Consider the following 18,274-nt stretch of genomic DNA (forward strand, 5'->3'; position numbering starts at 1 on the left):
CTCTACTTCCCTTCCTCTCCCAGAAGACTGCGCAGGTAGTCGTTCATGAAGATGCCGTCGGGATCCATCTGCCGCCTGATCTTTTGGAACGTCTCCCATTCGGGGTACAGGGGCGCAAGCTGCTCGGCGGTCATGGTGTGCTTCTTGCCCCAGTGGGGCCGGCCATCGAACTCCTGCAGGAGCGGTTCCAGGTCATCGAAATACTGCTTATAGGGCAGAGTGTTGTTCTGCAGCAGCGCAATCGTCATGGTCGGCGATCCGTCGCGATACCGGGCCTCTGCGTTGGAGATCAGCGCGTGGTCCGGGGCGATGGTGCGTACCAGAACACGCCATCCGACTCTTGCTCGGTGCTTGGCCTTAACCCGCTCGCGGACCTGCCGGAACGCCTCCAGCTGGGTGTCCAGCGGCAGCATGTACTCCATCTCCTCGAAATGCAGCGCCCGGTCGTTGGGAATGATCTCGTAATTGGGGCCCGTCTCATCCTTCTTGAGCTCACCCTGAGGCTTAAGGTCAGGCTCGTCTCCCGGCTTGTTCAGCATGCGCACCTGGGCCAGATCGCTGCGGGGATACCAGTAGAAGTCCACGCTCCGATTGGACTCGATGAGTGCTTCAAAGTTCTCCAGCACCCAGTCGATGTGGGTGATGTAGTTCTGCCGATGGAGGTCATAAGCCTCCTCCAGGCGCAGGGTCAGTGATGTCATGATGCCTAGGGTGCCCAGGGAGACCTGGGCCGCCCGCAGCAGGTCGTGATCCTCGCCCTCGCCCGCATCGACGCCGAACGGAACCTCCTCCCCCAGGCCGTTGATGAGCTGGCCGCCCACCAGGGTGGAGGAGAGATTTCCCAGACGCACCCCTGAGCCGTGGGTGCCCGTGGCGATGGCCCCTGCAATGGCCTGGTAGTCGACGTCGCCCAGGTTCTCCATTGCCAAGCCGCGATCTGCTAGCTGTGAGCCGAGATCCCGTAGGCCAGTTCCGGGCAGAACCCGCGCCTGCCGAGCGGAAGCGTCCGCATCGAGGACACCAGTGAGGTTCTCCAGTGACACCAGGGTGTCCGGAGTGTTGAAGATGGGGACCGAGGAGTGTCCCGATCCCACCGGGCGTACCGTGCCGCCCGTGCGCCTGGCCTCAGCGACGAGCTGCACGATGTCGTCCGCGCTGCCGGGCGCCGCACGGGCCGTGGGCGTGAATTCGATGCTTCCGGACCAGTTGGTGAACGTCTCAGCCATATAGGAACCCTTGATGGTTGCGTGCGTGTCCGCTGCCAGTCTTTCGCTCTGACCTGGACGGCCGCTCAAAGACCCCTGCACACGACGACGGCGCCAGGTGCCGGTCCTCGTGATGGACCGTGACCTGGCGCCGTCGCGCGGGGTTCTGCCGCGAGGGAGCTTGCCCTATTAGTTCGAGGGGGCGTCCTCACGGGTGTACTCAAGGTCGCCCAGACCGCCCAGCACCTGCTCGGCGGTGACCTGGTGGTTCACCACGGAGGAGGTCCAGGTACCCCACACGGTGGGATCGATGGTGTCACCGTTGTTGCCGAGGTTCGCCAGGCGCTTCTTCTCATCCTCGGTGAGGTTCTGCGTCGGCAGCGGCTCAAGGTGCTTCACGTCCTCGGCGGTCTTGTTGATGTACTCACCAACGCGTGCGCCGTACTCGTCGTGCACCATGAACAGGTGCCACAGGAAGCGCTCCTGCACCTGCGGCGCGGCCTCCTGGATCATACCGCCGAGCTCCTTGACCAGCTCGTCACGCTCCCACTGGTTCATGGTGCTGTAACGGGCCCGGGCCTGGACGTAGTCATTGGTCCGCTCGAGGTTGGAAGAAGTCAGCGTGCCGTTGACGGCCGGCGGGTTGTTGGGCTTCTTCTCCGCCTCGGTGAGTCCACCGGTGATGGAGGGCTCGTAGTTCACATGCGGGTTCTGACCGGGAGCCAGGTCCACGCCGTAGCTCATCTGTCCGCCGCGCTGGTTGGTGTGCACGCGACCCTTCACGCCCTTGGGCGAGTTCACCGGCAGCTGGAGGTAGTTCGGACCCACGCGGTAGCGCTGGGTATCCGAGTAGGAGAAGGTCCGTCCGACCAGCATCTTGTCATCCGAGAAGTCCAGGCCGTCCACCAGCACGCCGGTGCCCATGGCGATCTGTTCGTTCTCGTTGTGGTGGTCCTCCACGTTACGGTTCAGCGTCATGGTGCCCACGTGGCGCAGCGGAAACTGGTCTTCAGGCCAGATCTTGGTGTCGTCCAGCGGATCCCAGTCGAGCTCGGGGTGATCGTGATCCTCCATGATCTGGACGTACATGTCCCACTGGGGATACTCGCCGCGCTCGATGGCGTCGAACAGGTCGCGGGTGGCATGGCCGGTGTCCTGACCTTGCACCTTGGCGGCCTCTTCGCTGGAGAGCGATGCCACACCGGCGCGCGGGTGGAAGTGGTATTTCACCAGGACGGTCTCGCCTTCTGCGTTGACCATCTTGTAGGTGTTGACGCCGAAGCCCTCCATGTGCCGGTACGTCGCCGGGATGCCACGGGGGCTGAAGAGGTGGGTCAGCATGTGCATGGACTCCGGCGTCTGGCTCATGAAGTCCAGGATGCGTGCAGGCTCCTGGCGGAAGGAGACCGGGTCCGGCTTGAGGGAGTGAATGACGTCGGGGAACTTGATGGCGTCACGGATGAAGAAGACCGCGAGGTTATTGCCGACCAGATCCCAGTTGCCGTCCTCCGTGTAGAACTTCACGGCGAAGCCGCGAGGATCGCGTGCCGCCTCGGACGAGTCGCGTCCGCCGATCACGGTGGAAAAGCGGATGGCCAGCTCGGTCTTCTTGCCCGCCTCCTGGAAAATCTTGGCGCGGGTGTACTTCGACGCCGGCTCATCGCCAATCTTGCCGGTGGCCTCAAACTCACCGTAGGCCACGAATCCGCGGGCGTGAACGACGCGCTCAGGGATGCGCTCGCGGTCGAAGTGGGAGATCTTCTCCAGGAAGTGGTAGTTCTCCAGGGTCGCCGGCCCACGCGAACCGATGGTTCGCATGTTCTGGTTGTACTGGACGGGATGACCCTGTCGAGTCGTGAGAATCTGGTCCTGCTCTGCCATGTTTCTCCTTGGTCCTGCTCCGCACGGTGCGGTGACGGAGCACTGATTCGGGTGGACCCCTCCACCCTATCGCTTAATCTGAGTTATTCAGAAGTAGTGCCAAGGAGGTTTGGCTCAGAATTCACTAGGAATTTTCTTGGGCCAACCTGGACGTGGTGGTGAATCCGAGAGACTCGCCGTGGCTGTCAGTGTCAGCGGCCCGGGACGAACGTCTCACGATCCGTGCGAAAGGCCCGCTCTCTCGCGTACGTGTGGACCTCCTCCAGAGCTTCCCGCTGGTGATCGGCGGCGTCAATCAGCTCGTCGAACACGGATTCGGGAACTCCTAGTGCAGCAGCGTGCTCCCGGAGCACCACCCAGCCGTGCTTCTTGGCGGTGACTGCCCCCATCATGAGTTCGGCCTCCAGCACCAGAGCCGAGGGTGAGCGCTGCAGGGGCGAGCGACCGTAGGGCTTCAGACGGGAGACCCGCTCCCCCGCCCACAGCAGCGGAGCCTGGATCCCTGGGCGTGGGAAGCCTTGTCGCTCCATCAGCTTTGTGAGGTAATCGTGTTCCGCACGGATGGCCTCAGCCACCTCGGAGAGCCGGGGGAAGACTGGGGTGTCGATGAAGTCGTCCGCCATGGCCCGGATGCGCTGAAGACCTGCCGTGGCACCCGAGAGGTGGTCCGCCATGTACTGGCGCAGGAGCCCGAGATCGATCCGGTCGGGGTCCGCGCGATGGTGCCGTGAGGGCAGGGGGTACTTGTTCGGGCTGTCCGCCGTGCGCGGTCGCATGGGGATGGAGGGGCGTCCCTCTCCCGAGCCCATTCCTTCGAGGAGCTCCTGGAGAGCCTCCGCTCCGGTCATGGTGGGCTTCCAGCCCAGTTCCTCTTTGGCGCGAGTATTGTCCATGATCGGCACGCGCGTCGCCATATCGAGCCAACCCTCGTCCATGGGCAACAGGTGAGCGCGGTTGGCCGCTTTAATCAGCGGACGAATGGGCTGGGACGGCAGCGACAGCGCGGCCCTGCCGCCTTGGCGACGTGCGACCACTCGTGCGATGGTCTCGCCGTCAAGGATGTCGTCAGCGCAAATGTTGAACGCACCGCGGGCTCCGCGCAGGATGGCCTCAGCGTAAGCGGCAGCCACATCCCGCGCATGGACCGCCTGGCTGCGCACTCCCTGGGGCATGGGCACCATGGGCGGGCGAACCATCGAGAGGATCTGCACCGGAGCCCAGCGACCGGCGAAGTAGCGCTGAATCTCAGACCCAGCGTCGGCCTGGAAGATCAGGGCCGGGCGGATCCGGGCCAGGTTGACTTCGGGATGAGCCTGCTCAAAATCGTCGCAGACGGCTTCCTGAGCGGCTTTGTCCACGCTGTAGTGCGAGGTGGGGATTCCCCCGGTGGGCCAGTCCTCCCGCCGCGGCTCATCATCCTCCACGGGTGAGTAGGCTCCGACCGAGGACGCCACGGCAACGTTCTTCACTCCAGCTGCCGCAGCAGCCTCCAGCACGTGCCGCGTCCCGTCGACGTTGACCCGACGCAGCAGCTCACGCTTGGAGTTGGGCTGGATGAGCCAGGCCAGGTGCACGACGCCGTCGACACCCTGGAAGGCATCCTCCAGTGTCTGCTTGGATTCGAGGAACTGGATATCAGCGGTGACCCACTCGGCATGGTTGTAGGGCGCTGCGTCGACCTCAGGCAGACGCCTCGCAACCCCCACGACCGAACTCACCTCAGGCCGCCGCTGAAGTTCGCTTAGCAGGGCAGTTCCGGTGTTTCCTGTCGCTCCGACGATTGCAATGCGCATATGCCCACCGTGCCACTGCCGTCTGGGGTGAGGGCGGACGTTACCTGGGAGGATCGTGCATATGTGCTGGCCGACAGGGCGCGGTCACCAAGTCTGCCGCGGCGGGGCTACCGGCGCGCGGCAGCGTCTCGGTACTCGCCGAGGAAGTCGGCGATGCGACCGATGGCCTCTTCGAGGTCCTCCACACTGGGCAGGCTCACAAGGCGGAAGTGCTGAGAGTCGATCCAGTTGAAGGCGCGACCGTGGGAGACCAGGATCTTCTGCTGTCGCAGCAGCTCGATGACGAACGCCTCGTCGTCCTCGATCGGATAGATCTCGGGATCCAGCCGCGGGAAGAGGTAGAGCGCCCCGTCCGCCTGATGCACATCGACGCCCTCGATTTCAGACAGCAGGCGATGTGCGGCATTGCGCTGCTCATAGAGCCGGCCCGCTGGCAGCACAAGGTCCTGGATGGACTGGTGCCCGCCCAGAGCCGCCTGAATGGCATGCTGGGCCGGGACGTTTGCGCACATGCGCATGTTCATCAGGAGGGTCAGGCCCTCGAGGTAGTTCTTCGCGCGGTGCTTGGGGCCGGAGACGTAGATCCAGCCTGAGCGGAATCCGGCCACGCGCCAGGTCTTGGAGAGCCCGGAGAAGGTGATGGTCAGGACGTCGTCGGCCAGAGTGCACGCGTTGACCATTTCGACGTCGTCGAACGTGATGTTCTCGTAAATCTCGTCCGAAAGCAGCATCAGATCATGGCGGCGGCAGATATCGACCAGCTGCTCGAGGATCTCTCGGGGGTAGACCGCTCCGGTGGGGTTATTGGGGTTGATGATCACGAGAGCTTTGGTTCGGTCAGTGACCTGAGCCTCGATGGCTTCGGGGTCTGGCCACCAGCGGTTCTGCTCGTCGCAGATATAGTGCACTGCCCGTCCCCCGGCCAGGGTGGTGGCGCCGGTCCAGAGAGGGTAGTCCGGCGCAGGGATCAGCACTTCGTCACCTGGGCCCAGGAGGGCCTGCAGGACCATGGTGATGAGTTCGGAGACGCCGTTGCCCAGATAGATATCGTCTGGGTCCGCCTCAGTCATTCCCCGGGACTGGTAGTACTGCGCCACGGCCACCCGGGCCGAGTAGATTCCTTGGGAGTCGGAGTAGCCCTGGGCGGAGGGCAGCTCTTTGATCATGGTCTGCAGAATCGAATCGGGCGCTTCGAAGCCGAAGGGCGCCGGGTTGCCGATGTTCAGGCGGGTGATGCGGTGGCCCGCTCGCTCCAGCCGCGCCGCTTCCTGTGCGATGGGCCCGCGCACGTCGTAGCGGACCTGGGCAAGCTTGGGCGACTGGGTGAACTCCTCGAACTGCTGCATCCCTATATATTGACACGCCGTGGGTCAGGCCCTGGCGAACGCGTCGCGGTACTCGCTCAAAAAGTCAGCGATCCCTGCAATCGCTTCCTCGAGATCCTCGACAGTCGGCAGGGTGACCAGCCTGAAGTGCTGATTGTCGATCCAGTTGAAGGCGCGACCGTGGGAGACCAGGATCTTCTGCTGTCGCAGCAGCTCGATGACGAAGGACTCGTCGTTCTCGATGGGGTAGATCTCCGGGTCCAGGCGCGGGAACAGGTACATGGCGCCGTCCATCTGTTCCACCCTCACTCCCTCGATCTCCGAGAGGAGACGATAGGCGACCGCCCGCTGCTCGTAGAGCCGGCCGCCCGGATAGATGAACTCCTCAATGGACTGGTAGCCGCCCAGGGCCGTCTGGATGGCGTGCTGAGCGGGCACATTGGGGCACATCCTCAGGTTTGACATGAGGTTGAGGCCCTCGAGGTAGTTCTTCGCGCGGTGCTTGGGTCCGGAGATGAAGATCCAGCCTGAGCGGAATCCGGCCACGCGCCAGGTCTTGGAGAGCCCGGAGAAGGTGATGGTGAAGACGTCGTCGCCTGTCTCCCGCACGACGTTGCAGCAGTTGATGGTCTCGGCGTCGTCGTAGGTGATCTTCTCGTAGATCTCGTCAGCGAGGAGGATCAAGTTGTGGCGGCGGCAGATGTCGACGATGTCTTCGAGGATTTCGCGGGGGTAGACCGCTCCGGTGGGGTTATTGGGGTTGATGATCACCAGGGCCTTGGTTCGGTCGGTGACCTGGGCCTCGACCGCCTCGGGATCTGGCCACCAGGAGTTGGACTCGTCGCAGATGTAGTGCACGGCCCGCCCCCCGGCCAGCGTGGTGACGCCTGTCCACAGCGGGTAGTCGGGAGAGGGGATGAGCACCTCGTCGCCCGGGTTGAGCATGGCCTGGAGCACCATGCTGATCAGCTCGGAGACGCCGTTGCCCAGGATGACGTCGGAAACGTCGGCCTCACGCATTCCCCGGGACTGGTAGTACTGGGCCACGGCAGTGCGTGCCGAATAGATGCCCTGGGATTCCGAGTATCCCTGAGCCGTGGGCAAATTCTTGATCATGTCCACCAGGATCGAATCCGGCGCTTCGAAGCCGAAGGGCGCCATGTTGCCGATGTTCAGCTTGGTGATCCGGTGCCCAGCTCGCTCCAGCCGGGCCGCCTCCTCCGCAATGGGACCTCGCACGTCGTAGCGGACCCCGCGGAGCTTCTCCGCCTGCACGAAATCCTCAAATTGCTCCATGAGGAGATTCTGCCTCACTGAGCAGGATTGTCAACAATCCGACATTCGTCCCCTAGTGGTGCGCTCCCCTCCCAGGATCGCCGGGTCAGCCCCAGTTCTCCGGAGGAGCGATGAAACCCTCCTCCACCAGCCAGTATTCAGCCGCCTCCGCGGGACTGAGCCCCTGCTCGCCCTCGATGAGGCGTCGCAGCGTCGCCAGAGCTTCGGAGTCCAGACGCTGAGAGATCTCGTTGGCGACGTCGGGCACTTCATCTGCGATCTGAGCGGAGACAACCGGCGCATACTGATCCTGCGGAAACGCCCGCTGGGCGTCCTCGAGCGCGATGAGCGAGTTCTCCGTGATGGCAGGGTGTGACGCCGTCATCACAGCTGTATCGATCTCCGCATTCAGCAGCATCTCCACCAGCTCATCCTCGTCGGCGGCTACCAGCTGACGAGGCTGGCAGTCATAGACCTCAGAGAGGATCATCCCCGGGCTCGGCAGACCGTTGCGGAAGCCCACCACGAGCTCCTCACACGCCTCAGCGGCGCCTTGGGCTTCAGATGAGGCATCAATCTCATGGACCTGAGCCGTGATGGTGCTCATAACCAGCGCATTGGACAGGACAGCGGAGGTGGGCTCGAAAAGCTCAGCGCCGCTGAGCTCCTCTGTGATCAGGGCGGTGAGGTCCTCCGGGGCTGCAGCCGGTGCGACCGACTGCGTGGTGCCCACCGGAGTCGTGGCGTCGTCATAGCCCTCCGGGTCCAGGCTCTGCGCCAGGGGCATGGTCCGGGCCACGACGATCTCGAAGCGCTCGTCCTCATCGCTGCGCGGTTCGTCATCCTCCCGAGCCAGAGTCAGCGCCGCCTCGACGGTGCCGTCTTCGACGTCCAGCACCACGGTGGGCGCTTCCCGCGAGTTCAGGGCGAGCATGTAGATGTGAGCGACGGTCTGATCCAGCAGATCCTCCCCCACGGCAATGCGCCAAGCCCGTTCCAATTCGGGACCCGTGGGCTCCACGGCCGGAGGGGGTTCATCTCCGCAGGCGGTGAGGGTAAGAGCCAGGACGCCCAGGAGTGCGGCGGTCCGCCGGGAGGAAAGCATGAGGGAAAGTCTACCGTCGCGCTACCCTTGTACAGATGAGCGGTGATCACTATGACCTCGAAGTGGAACTTCCGGGTTCTGCTCCGCTGAGTATGCGCCTGGAAGCCCTCCTGCATGCCCCGGCCGAGCACTCGATGCACGCTCAGACGGCCCGTGGCTGGGTCGACTTGGCCTATGAGGCTGCCTACGGAGAGCGATACTCCGCTGCCGCCGAGGCAGCGTTGAAAGGCTTGGAAGCGCCGGGTTCAACAGACCCTGAGAATCGTCTGATGCTGCTGCGGATTCTCTGCGGCGTCTATGAGATGCGCGGGGAGTCCGACGCTGCCGCGCCATATCTGCACAAGAGAATCGCGCTGCTGCGCGAACTGGGGCGCGCGCGCCAGGCCCAGGTGGAAGCTGATCTTGGTGGGATCCTCCTGCGGGAGCCGGACCGTGTGGAGGCTGAGATTCTAGCCACCACGGCCGAGCGGCTGCGCCCCGAGGGACCCAGCGTCGAGTTGGCGGATGTGCTCTCGTCCCTGGCGGTGCGGAGACTCCACGATGAGGGCCCCGAGACGGCGCTGCCTCTCATCGAGGAGGCGTGTGAGCATCTGGTGTCTCTGGGAAAACGTGAGCCCCTGGCGGGAGCACGAATGTTCCTCGCCCATGCGCAGCTGCTGGCGGCACAGCCCGAGCAGGCCAGGGCAACAGCGGACGCGGTGCTGGCGGCACCAGCCAACCGCGCGGTGCGCGGGGCCATGGCGATGCTGCGTGCCACCGTGCATCATCATGCTGATGAATCGGAAGAAGCACTGGCCGATGCGATGAACGCGGCCGAGCTCTACTCGGCGTGCGGGGTCCGCAAGGGCGCGGCCTCAGCTGCCGCACTGCTTGCTGGCATCGCCGCCCAGCTCAACCAGGGCGATGTCTCCGTGCTCGCCTGGCGGGTCGCCGTCCAGCAAGCTGAGCTCGGTGAGGTCGCAGAAGCGCGGATGCTCTCCCTCGCTCTGGGACAGCAGCTGCTGGAGCTGCATCAGCACGAGGAGGCAGAGACCGTTCTCGACTCGCTGTCGGTCCGCCTCGCGGGAACTGAGAGTGAGCATTCGACCCGCGGACGGGCTCTGATGGGCCTGGGCCACGCCGTCACCCAGCAGAAACGGCCCCTTGAGGCAATGGCGCACTGGGCGGAGGCGGCAGGTCAGTTCCTCGCCGCTCACGAGGTGGACGAAGCCGCCCGCGCACACTTGGCAGCCGGCGCCCTCGCCGCCTCTCTCGAACGGGTCGAGGTAGCTCGCGAGCACTACGAGCGCGGTCTGCAGCTTGCCGACCAGGGTCAGGACACGGACCCGTTGATGCTGCTGCAGGCGCTGCATTCGCTGGGGCATCTGCTCTGTCGCCACGAGGACCCCTCCGGTGTGGACTACCTGGAGCGAGCTCTTGCGGTCGTCAACGAGCACGGCACACTGTGGCAGAGGGCGGACATCACCGACACCCTGGCCCGCGGCCTCACCGCGCTCGGCGAAGGGACCCGGGCCGTTGCCTCTGCGCTGGAAGCCGCAGATCTCTTCGCCGAGGCACAGGACGAGGAGGCCGCAGCAGATGCCGAGGTATTCGCCGCCACGGTGCTGCTTCAGATGGGTCAGCCTCAGGAGGCCGAAGCCATGTTCAGGATGGCCGTGGCTGAGCATGACTCCAGCGCTGCTCTGCAGGCCCAAGCCCTGGAAGGACGAATCGAGGCGCTCCGAGACCTCGTGGACGATCTCAATGTCGATGATCCTGGAGCTGCGGTACGGCTGGCTGAGGCTGAGGAGGAGCTCGCGGAGCTCAAAGACCAGCTGGCCACTGAGGGAGATCCGCCTCAGCGGCCGTAAGCCCCAGTAGAGCCTCTGCACAGCGCAGTCGGTGCTCGGCTTGGGCCTGCCACCCCGAGCGGCGGGCGTCGCGGGCCCCGGCCACCAGGGACAGCGCCACCGACGCCGAGCGGACCCTGAGCCCGGTCGGGTCCACTGTTGCGGCGAAGGCCTGAGCGAATCGTGTAAAGGCCGCAGGTGCGTAGACGTAGCGCTGGTCCACCGCCGGCAGAACCGCAAGGTGGCCGAGGAAACAGGCGAGATCATCCACACGATGCCCCGGCCCCAGGGAGTCGACGTCCAATAGGCAGGAGATCTGTGCCTGATGCATGAGCACATTGGCCTCGTAGAAGTCGCCGTGGGTCGGGACGACCGGGCCTCTGTCGCTGACCTCCAGGCCGGCGAGAATCTCGGCTTCCAGGCGGCGGATGCGCGACTCGTCCTCGGGTAGGGCTGAGACCGCTGCCGAGGCATATGCGGGCAGACGATCCGTCCAGGCGTCGCGTGCCGGCAGAGTCATTACCTCGGCAGGCAGTCGGTCTAGAAGTGAAATGAAGTCTTGCGGGTCCACGGCCGAGGCGCCATCCGCAAGGAAGTACTCCGCCAGAGAGACTCCCTCGCCCTGCTCCAGGCCCACCACATCAGCAATAGGCTCGCGCACTGGGCGCGGAGCCTGCACCCCGGCGTCCAGGAGGAGGCGATGACGTGCGTCCAGCTCCGAGGCTTGTCCGCCGCGCAGCACCTTCAGGTAAAGACGCGATCCGTCCGAGAAGTCAGCGGCAATGACCGCTCTGCGCAGCGGCCGGTAGCTGACGGTTTCCAGGGCCACCAACTGCCGCCCCAGGCCCCATGTGCGTGCCACCGACCCAGGATCGGTGGCCAGAGGAAGGCCCGGCAGCGCCGGATCGAAGGGGTGATGCCACAGTGCCAGCGCGCCGAAGGTTGGATCCCCGCCAGGAAGGGGCAGGAGGGTCACTCCTTCAGCCTCGGCGGGCACCACCTCCGTGGTCATGCCCACGTAGAGCTCCTCGGGGCTCGCGGCGCTGCTGACTCGGTAGATCCCCGTCACCCCGGCCCCAGGCCGGTGTTGAATGGTCTCAAGCTGAACATCGGAGGCGGTGATGCCCTGGGAATCCAGCGCGGCTGTGAGGGAGGCGGAGGCCGCTGGAGATTCGAGAAATCCCAGGTGCTGGGTCTCTCGGTGGGTCACGTCACGCGTGGGCGCGGCACGCGGAGAGGGGGGCTGAAGGCGCACGGGGTCCTGTATCCAGAGTGCTCTTAGGCGCGCCGACGCTTCAGCACCGCGTCGAGGTCCAACGAGCGATCCGTGGCGGCGGGTACGTCTGCGGATGATGAAGCGGGGGCGGCCGGCTGGCGCAGTTTGACGTCCTGGCTGGGTTTGGGGGCCTCCGGGGTGCTGAGCGGTTCTGCCTCGGCACGTTCAGCCTTCTCCGCTGCCAGATACTTGGGCTGGGGGACCTCGCGCGGCTCCCAGCTTTCGCCGGAATCAGTCCGGTCGAACAGGGCGGCCTTCGCCGCCTGGGTGGGCTGCTCCGTGCCGGTGACTGCGGCGAAAAGCCGCTCCGGGTTCTCGGGGAGCCCGTCCTCGTCCAAGGTGACCAGTGAGTCTGGGCCACCACGGCCTGCAGCATCTGCACCCAGCACATTGAAGGGCCCTGAGGCATCCCGGCTTGCGTGAGTCGAATCCTGACTGTTCACGGCGCTCGTCTCCCCCGCCTGGGGCTGAGACGCAGCACCGGTTGCTGCATCCTCCAGGGGGTACATGGCTGCGGCCATGGCCGCTTCCACGCGACGGCGACGCTTACGACGCCGTCGGACTGCGGCCGAGACCTGCAGTGAAACCACGCTCAGCACCAAAACACCGGCGCATGCGGCGGGCACCCACCAGCTCACTACGCTGACCAAACTGAGGACCCCGGTCACGATGCCTCCCAGAAGCCCGAGGAGCGCAGCTGCCGCCAGCAGGGTTCGTCCCCAGTAGATGCGGAATCCTGTGCCGGAATCCGTTGCGGCAGCCTGACGGCGCGGAGCAGCGATATTGGGGGTTGCGGGGCCGTCGGAGGTGGCGGTCGCCTTGGCGTTGGCCTGGTCTCTGGCGGTCATACTCATGTGTGCCCTTCGTTCCTTGCGTTCGGCTCGACGCTGCATGCGGCGCAGCGCACGCTTGCGCGCGAGTCGGGCCTGACGTGCCGTCAGTCCCGGGTGGCGCTCGACCGGTTGGTCGGGCAGCCGCTGGGCTCGGAGTATCAGCGCCGCCAGGAAGAGCCCGGCAACCGCAGCGATGAGAACTGAGGAGTGAATAGGCAGACTGGGAATCGACTCGATGATGCCGACCCGTACAGGTCGAACGCCCAGCGTCACTGTGACTCCACCTGCCTTGCCTTCAGCTCCCTCACTGGGATCGCGACGGGGGTGTCGCTGATTGGACCAGCCTAGCCGATTCATCAGCGGATTCCCCGACATATACACGTGCCTCTATGACAACCGACACAGAAGTGAAGCAGAATGGGGTCCGTGATGACGCAGCCCAGAACTCAGCTCTTCGCCCCTGACCGTATCGCCATCCTCGGAGGTGGACCTGGAGGCTATGAGGCCGCCATGGTGGCCGCCGACGCGGGAGCCGAGGTGACGCTCATCGAGGAGAAAGGTATGGGCGGCTCCGCTGTGCTCACCGATGTGGTGCCCTCCAAGACGCTGATCGCCACCGCAGATGCCATGCGCCGGGTCAACGCTTCGACTGCTTTCGGCGTCCGGTTCGGCGAGCACAGTGCGGATCACTATGAGACCGAGGCCTGGGCGGACTTCGCCAAGGTCAATGAGCGGCTCCGCAAACTGGCAGACACCCAGTCTGCCGACATTCATGCCTCCCTGGAAGCGGCAGGCGTGCGCATCATCGCCGGGCGCGGACGCCTTGTTCCGCCTCACAGCATCGAGGTCACCACGCCCAACGGCGACACTCAGCTGATCGAGGCGGACGCCGTCCTGATCGCGACCGGTGCGCATCCTCGCGAACTCCCCAGCGCTAAGCCCGACGGCGAACGGATCCTCAACTGGACTCAGGCCTACCAGCTCACTGAGGTGCCCGAGCACATGATCGTGGTGGGTTCAGGTGTCACCGGCGCTGAGTTCGCCTCCGCCTACCGCCGTCTGGGCGCCGACGTGACTCTGGTGTCCTCCCGTGAGCAGGTGCTGCCGGGCGAGGACGCCGACGCCGCCCGCGTGCTGGAGAACTCGTTCGCCCGGGTGGGCGTGCAGGTTGCCTCCACATCGCGTGCCGAAGCCGTAGAACGCACGGAGAACGGCGTGAAGGTCACACTCACCGGCGGGCGCGTGCTGGAAGGCTCCCACTGCCTCATGGCGGTGGGCGGCATCCCCAACACCGAAGACATCGGCCTCGAGGACTGCGGAGTCCACACCACAGACTCCGGCCACATCCTGGTCGACACCGTCTCACGCACCACCGCGACCAACATCTACGCCGCCGGGGATTGCACCGGCATGATGCCGCTGGCCTCCGTCGCGGCGATGCAGGGACGCATTGCGATCGCCCACATGCAGGGCGGCGCGGTCAAGCCGCTGAAGCTGCATCAGGTCGCCTCCAATGTCTTCACCTCCCCCGAGATCGCCACCGTCGGGGTCACCCAGGAGCAGGTGGACTCCGGCAAGTACCAGGCCGATGTGGTCAAGCTCGATCTGGCGACCAACCCTCGCGCAAAGATGATGAACATTCGCGAGGGCTTCGTGAAGATCTTCTCCCGCCGAGGCTCCGGGACGGTCATTGGTGCCGTCGTCGTCGCCCCCCGCGCCTCGGAACTGATCTTCCCGCTGGCTCTGGCCGTGACTCATAAGCTGCACGTCGACGACGTCGCCACCACGTTCACCGTCTATCCCTCGCTGACCGGCTCGATCTCCGAGGCGGCTCGCCGGCTGCACCATCACGTAGGAGAGAAATGACCGATCACGTCCAGAGCGCCCCCGGCCCCGTCCCCACCCATGACCCCACCGCAGAGGAGAACCTCCGAGCCGAAGAGGCCGCCAAGGCGGTCTTAGGCGCTGCCGGAATCGACCGCATCGACCTGGCATGCACCCTCGGGTCGGGATGGGGCGGTGCTGCAGAGCAGCTGGGAGAACTCGTTGCGGAGATCGACGCCGACACGGTTCCCGGGTTCCACACCTCCGGGGTCTCCGGGCACAGCGGCACGCTCAAAGTGATTCGTGCCGCGGGGAACCGGCACGTGCTGGTCATCGGAGCCCGCACTCACTACTACGAGGGACGAGGAGTCAGCGCCGTCGCCCATGGGGTGCGCACTGCGGCGGCCGCCGGGGCCACCGTCATGGTGCTCACCAACGGATGTGGCGGCCTGAACTCCGACTGGGCCCCCGGCACGCCCGTACTGATCTCGGACCACATCAACCTCACGGGCACATCCCCCCTGCGTGGACCGCATTTTGTGGATATGACGGACCTCTACTCCCCGAGACTGCGGGACGTGGCGCGCTCGATTGATCCCAGCTTGCCCGAGGGCGTGTACGCCCAGTTCCCCGGACCCCACTATGAGACCCCGGCAGAAGTCCGCTATGCCGGGATCATCGGCGCCGATCTCGTGGGAATGTCCACCGCGTTGGAAGCCATTGCCGCCCGAGCCGCCGGCATGGAGGTCTTCGGGATCTCGTTGGTGACCAACCTCGCCGCCGGAATCTCCGAGGAGCCACTGAGCCACGAAGAGGTTCTGCAGGCCGGCAGAGAGGCCGGCCCACGCATCGCTTCGCTGCTAGCTCAGATCATCGGCCGCACACTGGAATCCGCTTAACACCCTCCCCCCCCTGGACCTGACTCAAGGAGACCCCTTTCCGTGACAGAACTGCTTCCCACCGTCCGCCGCTGGATTGAACTGGATCCCGATCCCCGGACTCGGGCTGAACTGCAGGAGCTGCTGAGCTCTGCCGAGAGCGGGGATCAAGCGGCTGAGACCACCCTGTCGCGGCTGTTCAGCGGGCGGCTCGCGTTTGGAACGGCCGGCCTTCGCGCGGAGCTCGGGCCTGGCCCGATGCGGATGAATCGTCTGGTAGTGCGGCAGACAGCAGCGGGACTCCTCCGTTACGCCACGGAGACGCTGTCTCAGGCGCGCACCGCAGTAGACAATCCGCACGACGTCGAGGGGCCTCGGGCCCACCGCATCGTGATCGGCTACGACGCTAGGCACCAGTCTGACGAGTTCGCCTTTGAGACGGCGGCGCTCTTTAGCTCCGCCGGGTGGGACGTGCATCTCTTCGACAAACCCACCCCCACTCCCCTGCTCGCCCGTCAGGTGCTGGTGCTCGATGCTGAGATCGGCATCATGGTCACCGCGAGCCACAATCCGCCCCGGGACAACGGATACAAGGTCTACCTCGGTGGAGAGCTCTCGCGGTTCCTGGAGCCGGACGGCCACGGTGTCGGGGCCCAGATCGTGTCTCCTGTGGATCGAGAGATCGCCGACGCTATCGCCGAGACCGTCGGGGAAGACTTCGCGGAGTCCTCGGCGACGCCGGCCGCAACTGCTGAGGCACAGGTTCACCGCCCCCACGGTGTGACCACTATTGGACAGCAGGCACGGGACTCCTACCAGCAGGAGGCCCTCGAGCTCCTGGACCCCGAGACCTACCCGCACCGCGATCTCCGGATCGTCTACACAGCCATGCACGGCGTCGGCGGCGAGGCGGTCACCAGCCTCCTCCGCGCGGCCGGATTCGCGGAGGTCATCCCCGTCGCCGAGCAGTTCGAACCCGACCCCGAGTTCCCGACCGCGGCATTCCCGAATCCGGAGGAGGCAGGAGCGCTGGATCTGGCCCTTCACGCGGCACAGGAGCATCAGGCCGATCTGGTACTGGCCAACGACCCGGACGCCGACAGGCTCTCTGCGGCCGTGTTCGACGAAGAGGCTGGTCAGTGGCGTCAGCTCAGCGGCGATGAAATGGGCGCACTGCTGGGCCGCCACCTGTTGGAGCGCGGTCCTCTGCGTGAGGGATGGCAGACGACCGGTACCGGTGAATCCACCGAGCCCGCCGTGGCGAACTCGGTCGTGTCCTCGCGCCTGCTGGGACGCCTGGCCGCAGGCCGTGGAGTCACTCATGCGGACACGCTCACCGGATTCAAGTGGCTGGCCCGCGTACCTAATATCGTCTTCGGTTACGAGGAGGCGATCGGGTTCGACGTCGATCCGGTCCACGTTCGCGACAAAGACGGCGTCTCCGCAGCCCTCATCTTCAGCGAACTCGTTGCCGATCTCAAGGCCAAGGGAACCAGCGTGGTGCAGGCTCTGGACGAGATCGCCGCGGAAGCGGGGCTCTTCCTCACGTCGCAGGTGACGGTCAAGGTCGATGACCTCTCACAGCTAGGCCGGGTCACTGCGGCCCTGCGCGCCGATCCGCCGAGGGAGATCGCGGGCTCCCGCGTGGTGGAGTCCCTGGACCTCACACAAGAACCCCTCCCCGGCCAGGAGTTCTCCGAAGCGAGGTCCACCGACGCCCTCATCTGGTTCACTGAGTCCGACGATCGGGTGATTGTCCGGCCCTCAGGCACCGAGCCCAAGGTCAAGTGCTACCTGGAGGCGGTCTCGGCACCGGCGTCAGAGTCCGCCGAAGACATTGCCCGTGCCCGGAGCGTCGCGGCAGAGCGACTCGAGCAACTCCGGGAATCCATGACCTCTCTGCTGAAGAAATGAGCGGCCCCATGCCAGAACCTTCGGCCCCCGCGCCCGCACAGATCGCTGCCGTCATCGACCACACCGCGCTGAAGCCGGACACCGACGAGAAGACCATCCGACGCGTCGTCGGTGAGGCGCTGGAGCACGGCTTTGCCTCGGTCTGCGTCAACCCGCGCTGGGTTCCCCTGGTGGCGGCTGAGCTCGCCGGCAGCGAGGTCCGCACCTGCACCGTCATCGGGTTCCCCCTGGGAGCATCCACCACCCACACCAAAGTGGCCGAAGCCCAGGAAGCCGTCGAGCTCGGGGCCGATGAGATCGACATGGTCATCGATATCGCTGCGGCCAATGCCGGCCAGTCCGCGGAGCTTCAGGCGCAGATCGCCGCAGTGGCAGCGGTAGTGCACGCCTCGGGCGCGCTACTGAAGGTGATTATTGAAACTGCTCTGCTCACCCAGGAGGCCAAGGAGCTGGCTTGCCGCGCCGCGGAAGCGGCGGGCGCAGATTTCGTGAAGACCTCCACAGGCTTTGCCGGAGGCGGTGCCACAGTGGAGGACATCAGCCTCATGCACCGCCTGGTGGGAGGCCGTCTGGGCATCAAGGCCTCGGGCGGAGTGCGAACCTATGAGGACGCGGTGGCGCTGCTCAACGCGGGCGCCACACGCCTCGGGGCAAGCGCCTCTCTTGATATCGTAGGGGCAGGACACAACGGCTCGACCAGTGACTACTGAGTCCCGGGCCTACACAGGACTTTCTGAGGAGACCACATGATCGACGCCAAAGGCAACGTCAAAGCCTACTCCGGACAGGGCCACTTCCTGGGCAACCTGGTGGCATTCCTGTTCGTCTTCGGCATTCTGCTGGGCTCCATGTTCGCCCTGAACTTCTGGGACCTGGATCAGGTCTGGCTGCCGGGTCTGCTGTTCCTGGGTCTCTATGCAGGCGCCTTCCTGATCGCCAAGGAAGTCATCGGCCGTTCCGACAGCCTCGAGGAGCAGCGCCTCCACGGCGAGCACGGCGAGCCCCTGGATGCTATGGCTTCTCGCGCGGCCGAATCCCACGCCCCCACGGGTGAGCGGAAGGCGACTGCACAGCGCTGATATTGCTAACGCGCTCGTCGCCGTGGGCGACGAAGGAGGGCCCTGCCAATATACCGG

At 65.3% G+C, this 18,274-nt stretch carries 14 protein-coding genes; 6 read left to right on the top strand and 8 right to left on the bottom strand.

Features of this window, described 5'->3' with window-relative positions; translation table 11 throughout:
- Window positions 1-2 precede the first annotated feature (2 nt).
- From RH857_RS03950 to RH857_RS03975, 6 genes are all read right to left on the bottom strand, one after another.
- Window positions 3-1,226, bottom strand: a complete 1,224-nt coding sequence (locus tag RH857_RS03950; protein WP_310536676.1) for a D-arabinono-1,4-lactone oxidase — start codon at window positions 1,224-1,226, stop codon at window positions 3-5.
- A 168-nt stretch (window positions 1,227-1,394) separates the two neighbouring features.
- Window positions 1,395-3,086: a catalase gene (locus RH857_RS03955; RefSeq protein WP_310536677.1), complete on the bottom strand. Its 1,692-nt coding sequence runs from the start codon at window positions 3,084-3,086 to the stop codon at window positions 1,395-1,397.
- 191 nt (window positions 3,087-3,277) lie between these two features.
- Window positions 3,278-4,879 carry an NAD-dependent epimerase/dehydratase family protein gene (locus RH857_RS03960; protein ID WP_310536678.1) on the bottom strand — a complete coding sequence of 534 codons (1,602 nt, stop codon included), beginning with the start codon at window positions 4,877-4,879 and terminating at the stop codon, window positions 3,278-3,280.
- A 107-nt stretch (window positions 4,880-4,986) separates the two neighbouring features.
- Window positions 4,987-6,225 (bottom strand): pyridoxal phosphate-dependent aminotransferase, encoded by a 1,239-nt coding sequence (locus tag RH857_RS03965; protein ID WP_310536679.1) that lies wholly within the window; start codon window positions 6,223-6,225, stop codon window positions 4,987-4,989.
- A gap of 24 nt (window positions 6,226-6,249) precedes the next feature.
- On the bottom strand, window positions 6,250-7,500 hold the full coding sequence (locus tag RH857_RS03970) for a pyridoxal phosphate-dependent aminotransferase (RefSeq protein ID WP_310536680.1): 1,251 nt from the start codon (window positions 7,498-7,500) through the stop codon (window positions 6,250-6,252).
- 85 nt (window positions 7,501-7,585) lie between these two features.
- Window positions 7,586-8,584: a glycine betaine ABC transporter substrate-binding protein gene (locus RH857_RS03975; RefSeq protein ID WP_310536681.1), complete on the bottom strand. Its 999-nt coding sequence runs from the start codon at window positions 8,582-8,584 to the stop codon at window positions 7,586-7,588.
- A 35-nt stretch (window positions 8,585-8,619) separates the two neighbouring features.
- Between RH857_RS03975 and RH857_RS03980 the strand changes: the two genes are divergently transcribed.
- Window positions 8,620-10,434 (top strand): tetratricopeptide repeat protein, encoded by a 1,815-nt coding sequence (locus RH857_RS03980; RefSeq protein ID WP_310536682.1) that lies wholly within the window; start codon window positions 8,620-8,622, stop codon window positions 10,432-10,434.
- On the opposite strand, the gene RH857_RS03985 is transcribed toward RH857_RS03980, so the two are convergent.
- Both RH857_RS03985 and RH857_RS03990 read right to left on the bottom strand, forming a co-directional pair.
- Window positions 10,388-11,668, bottom strand: a complete 1,281-nt coding sequence (locus tag RH857_RS03985) for an aminoglycoside phosphotransferase/kinase family protein (RefSeq protein WP_310536683.1) — start codon at window positions 11,666-11,668, stop codon at window positions 10,388-10,390. The two genes, RH857_RS03980 and RH857_RS03985, sit on opposite strands and share 47 nt — an antisense overlap.
- Before the next feature lie 23 nt (window positions 11,669-11,691).
- Window positions 11,692-12,795: a hypothetical protein gene (locus RH857_RS03990; RefSeq protein ID WP_310536684.1), complete on the bottom strand. Its 1,104-nt coding sequence runs from the start codon at window positions 12,793-12,795 to the stop codon at window positions 11,692-11,694.
- Window positions 12,796-12,951: 156 nt separating this feature from the next.
- On the opposite strand from RH857_RS03990, the gene RH857_RS03995 reads away from it, so the two are divergent.
- From RH857_RS03995 to RH857_RS04015, 5 genes are read left to right on the top strand one after another with little or no spacing between them, the layout of a single operon-like run.
- Window positions 12,952-14,388, top strand: a complete 1,437-nt coding sequence (locus RH857_RS03995; protein WP_310536685.1) for an NAD(P)H-quinone dehydrogenase — start codon at window positions 12,952-12,954, stop codon at window positions 14,386-14,388.
- Window positions 14,385-15,245, top strand: a complete 861-nt coding sequence (locus tag RH857_RS04000; protein WP_310536686.1) for a purine-nucleoside phosphorylase — start codon at window positions 14,385-14,387, stop codon at window positions 15,243-15,245. The genes RH857_RS03995 and RH857_RS04000 overlap by 4 nt, the downstream gene beginning before the upstream one ends.
- Before the next feature lie 42 nt (window positions 15,246-15,287).
- Entirely contained in the window at window positions 15,288-17,138 is a 1,851-nt protein-coding gene (locus tag RH857_RS04005) for a phospho-sugar mutase (protein ID WP_310536687.1), read from the top strand.
- Between the two features lie 8 nt (window positions 17,139-17,146).
- Window positions 17,147-17,848: a deoxyribose-phosphate aldolase gene (gene deoC, locus RH857_RS04010; RefSeq protein WP_310536688.1), complete on the top strand. Its 702-nt coding sequence runs from the start codon at window positions 17,147-17,149 to the stop codon at window positions 17,846-17,848.
- A gap of 36 nt (window positions 17,849-17,884) precedes the next feature.
- Window positions 17,885-18,217: a hypothetical protein gene (locus RH857_RS04015; protein ID WP_310536689.1), complete on the top strand. Its 333-nt coding sequence runs from the start codon at window positions 17,885-17,887 to the stop codon at window positions 18,215-18,217.
- Window positions 18,218-18,274 lie beyond the last annotated feature (57 nt).

Source organism: Nesterenkonia flava (assembly GCF_031432335.1).
Classification (GTDB): Bacteria; Actinomycetota; Actinomycetes; order Actinomycetales; family Micrococcaceae; genus Nesterenkonia; species Nesterenkonia flava.

Excerpts from the sequence above, each read along its gene's own strand:
- RH857_RS03950 (WP_310536676.1), bottom strand. The coding sequence starts at position 1,226 with ATGGCTGAGACGTTCACCAACTGGTCCGGAAGCATCGAATTCACGCCC.
- RH857_RS03955 (WP_310536677.1), bottom strand. The coding sequence starts at position 3,086 with ATGGCAGAGCAGGACCAGATTCTCACGACTCGACAGGGTCATCCCGTC.
- RH857_RS03960 (WP_310536678.1), bottom strand. The coding sequence starts at position 4,879 with ATGCGCATTGCAATCGTCGGAGCGACAGGAAACACCGGAACTGCCCTG.
- RH857_RS03965 (WP_310536679.1), bottom strand. The coding sequence starts at position 6,225 with ATGCAGCAGTTCGAGGAGTTCACCCAGTCGCCCAAGCTTGCCCAGGTC.
- RH857_RS03970 (WP_310536680.1), bottom strand. The coding sequence starts at position 7,500 with ATGGAGCAATTTGAGGATTTCGTGCAGGCGGAGAAGCTCCGCGGGGTC.
- RH857_RS03975 (WP_310536681.1), bottom strand. The coding sequence starts at position 8,584 with ATGCTTTCCTCCCGGCGGACCGCCGCACTCCTGGGCGTCCTGGCTCTT.
- RH857_RS03980 (WP_310536682.1), top strand. The coding sequence starts at position 8,620 with ATGAGCGGTGATCACTATGACCTCGAAGTGGAACTTCCGGGTTCTGCT.
- RH857_RS03995 (WP_310536685.1), top strand. The coding sequence starts at position 12,952 with ATGACGCAGCCCAGAACTCAGCTCTTCGCCCCTGACCGTATCGCCATC.
- RH857_RS04000 (WP_310536686.1), top strand. The coding sequence starts at position 14,385 with ATGACCGATCACGTCCAGAGCGCCCCCGGCCCCGTCCCCACCCATGAC.
- deoC (WP_310536688.1), top strand. The coding sequence starts at position 17,147 with ATGCCAGAACCTTCGGCCCCCGCGCCCGCACAGATCGCTGCCGTCATC.
- RH857_RS04015 (WP_310536689.1), top strand. The coding sequence starts at position 17,885 with ATGATCGACGCCAAAGGCAACGTCAAAGCCTACTCCGGACAGGGCCAC.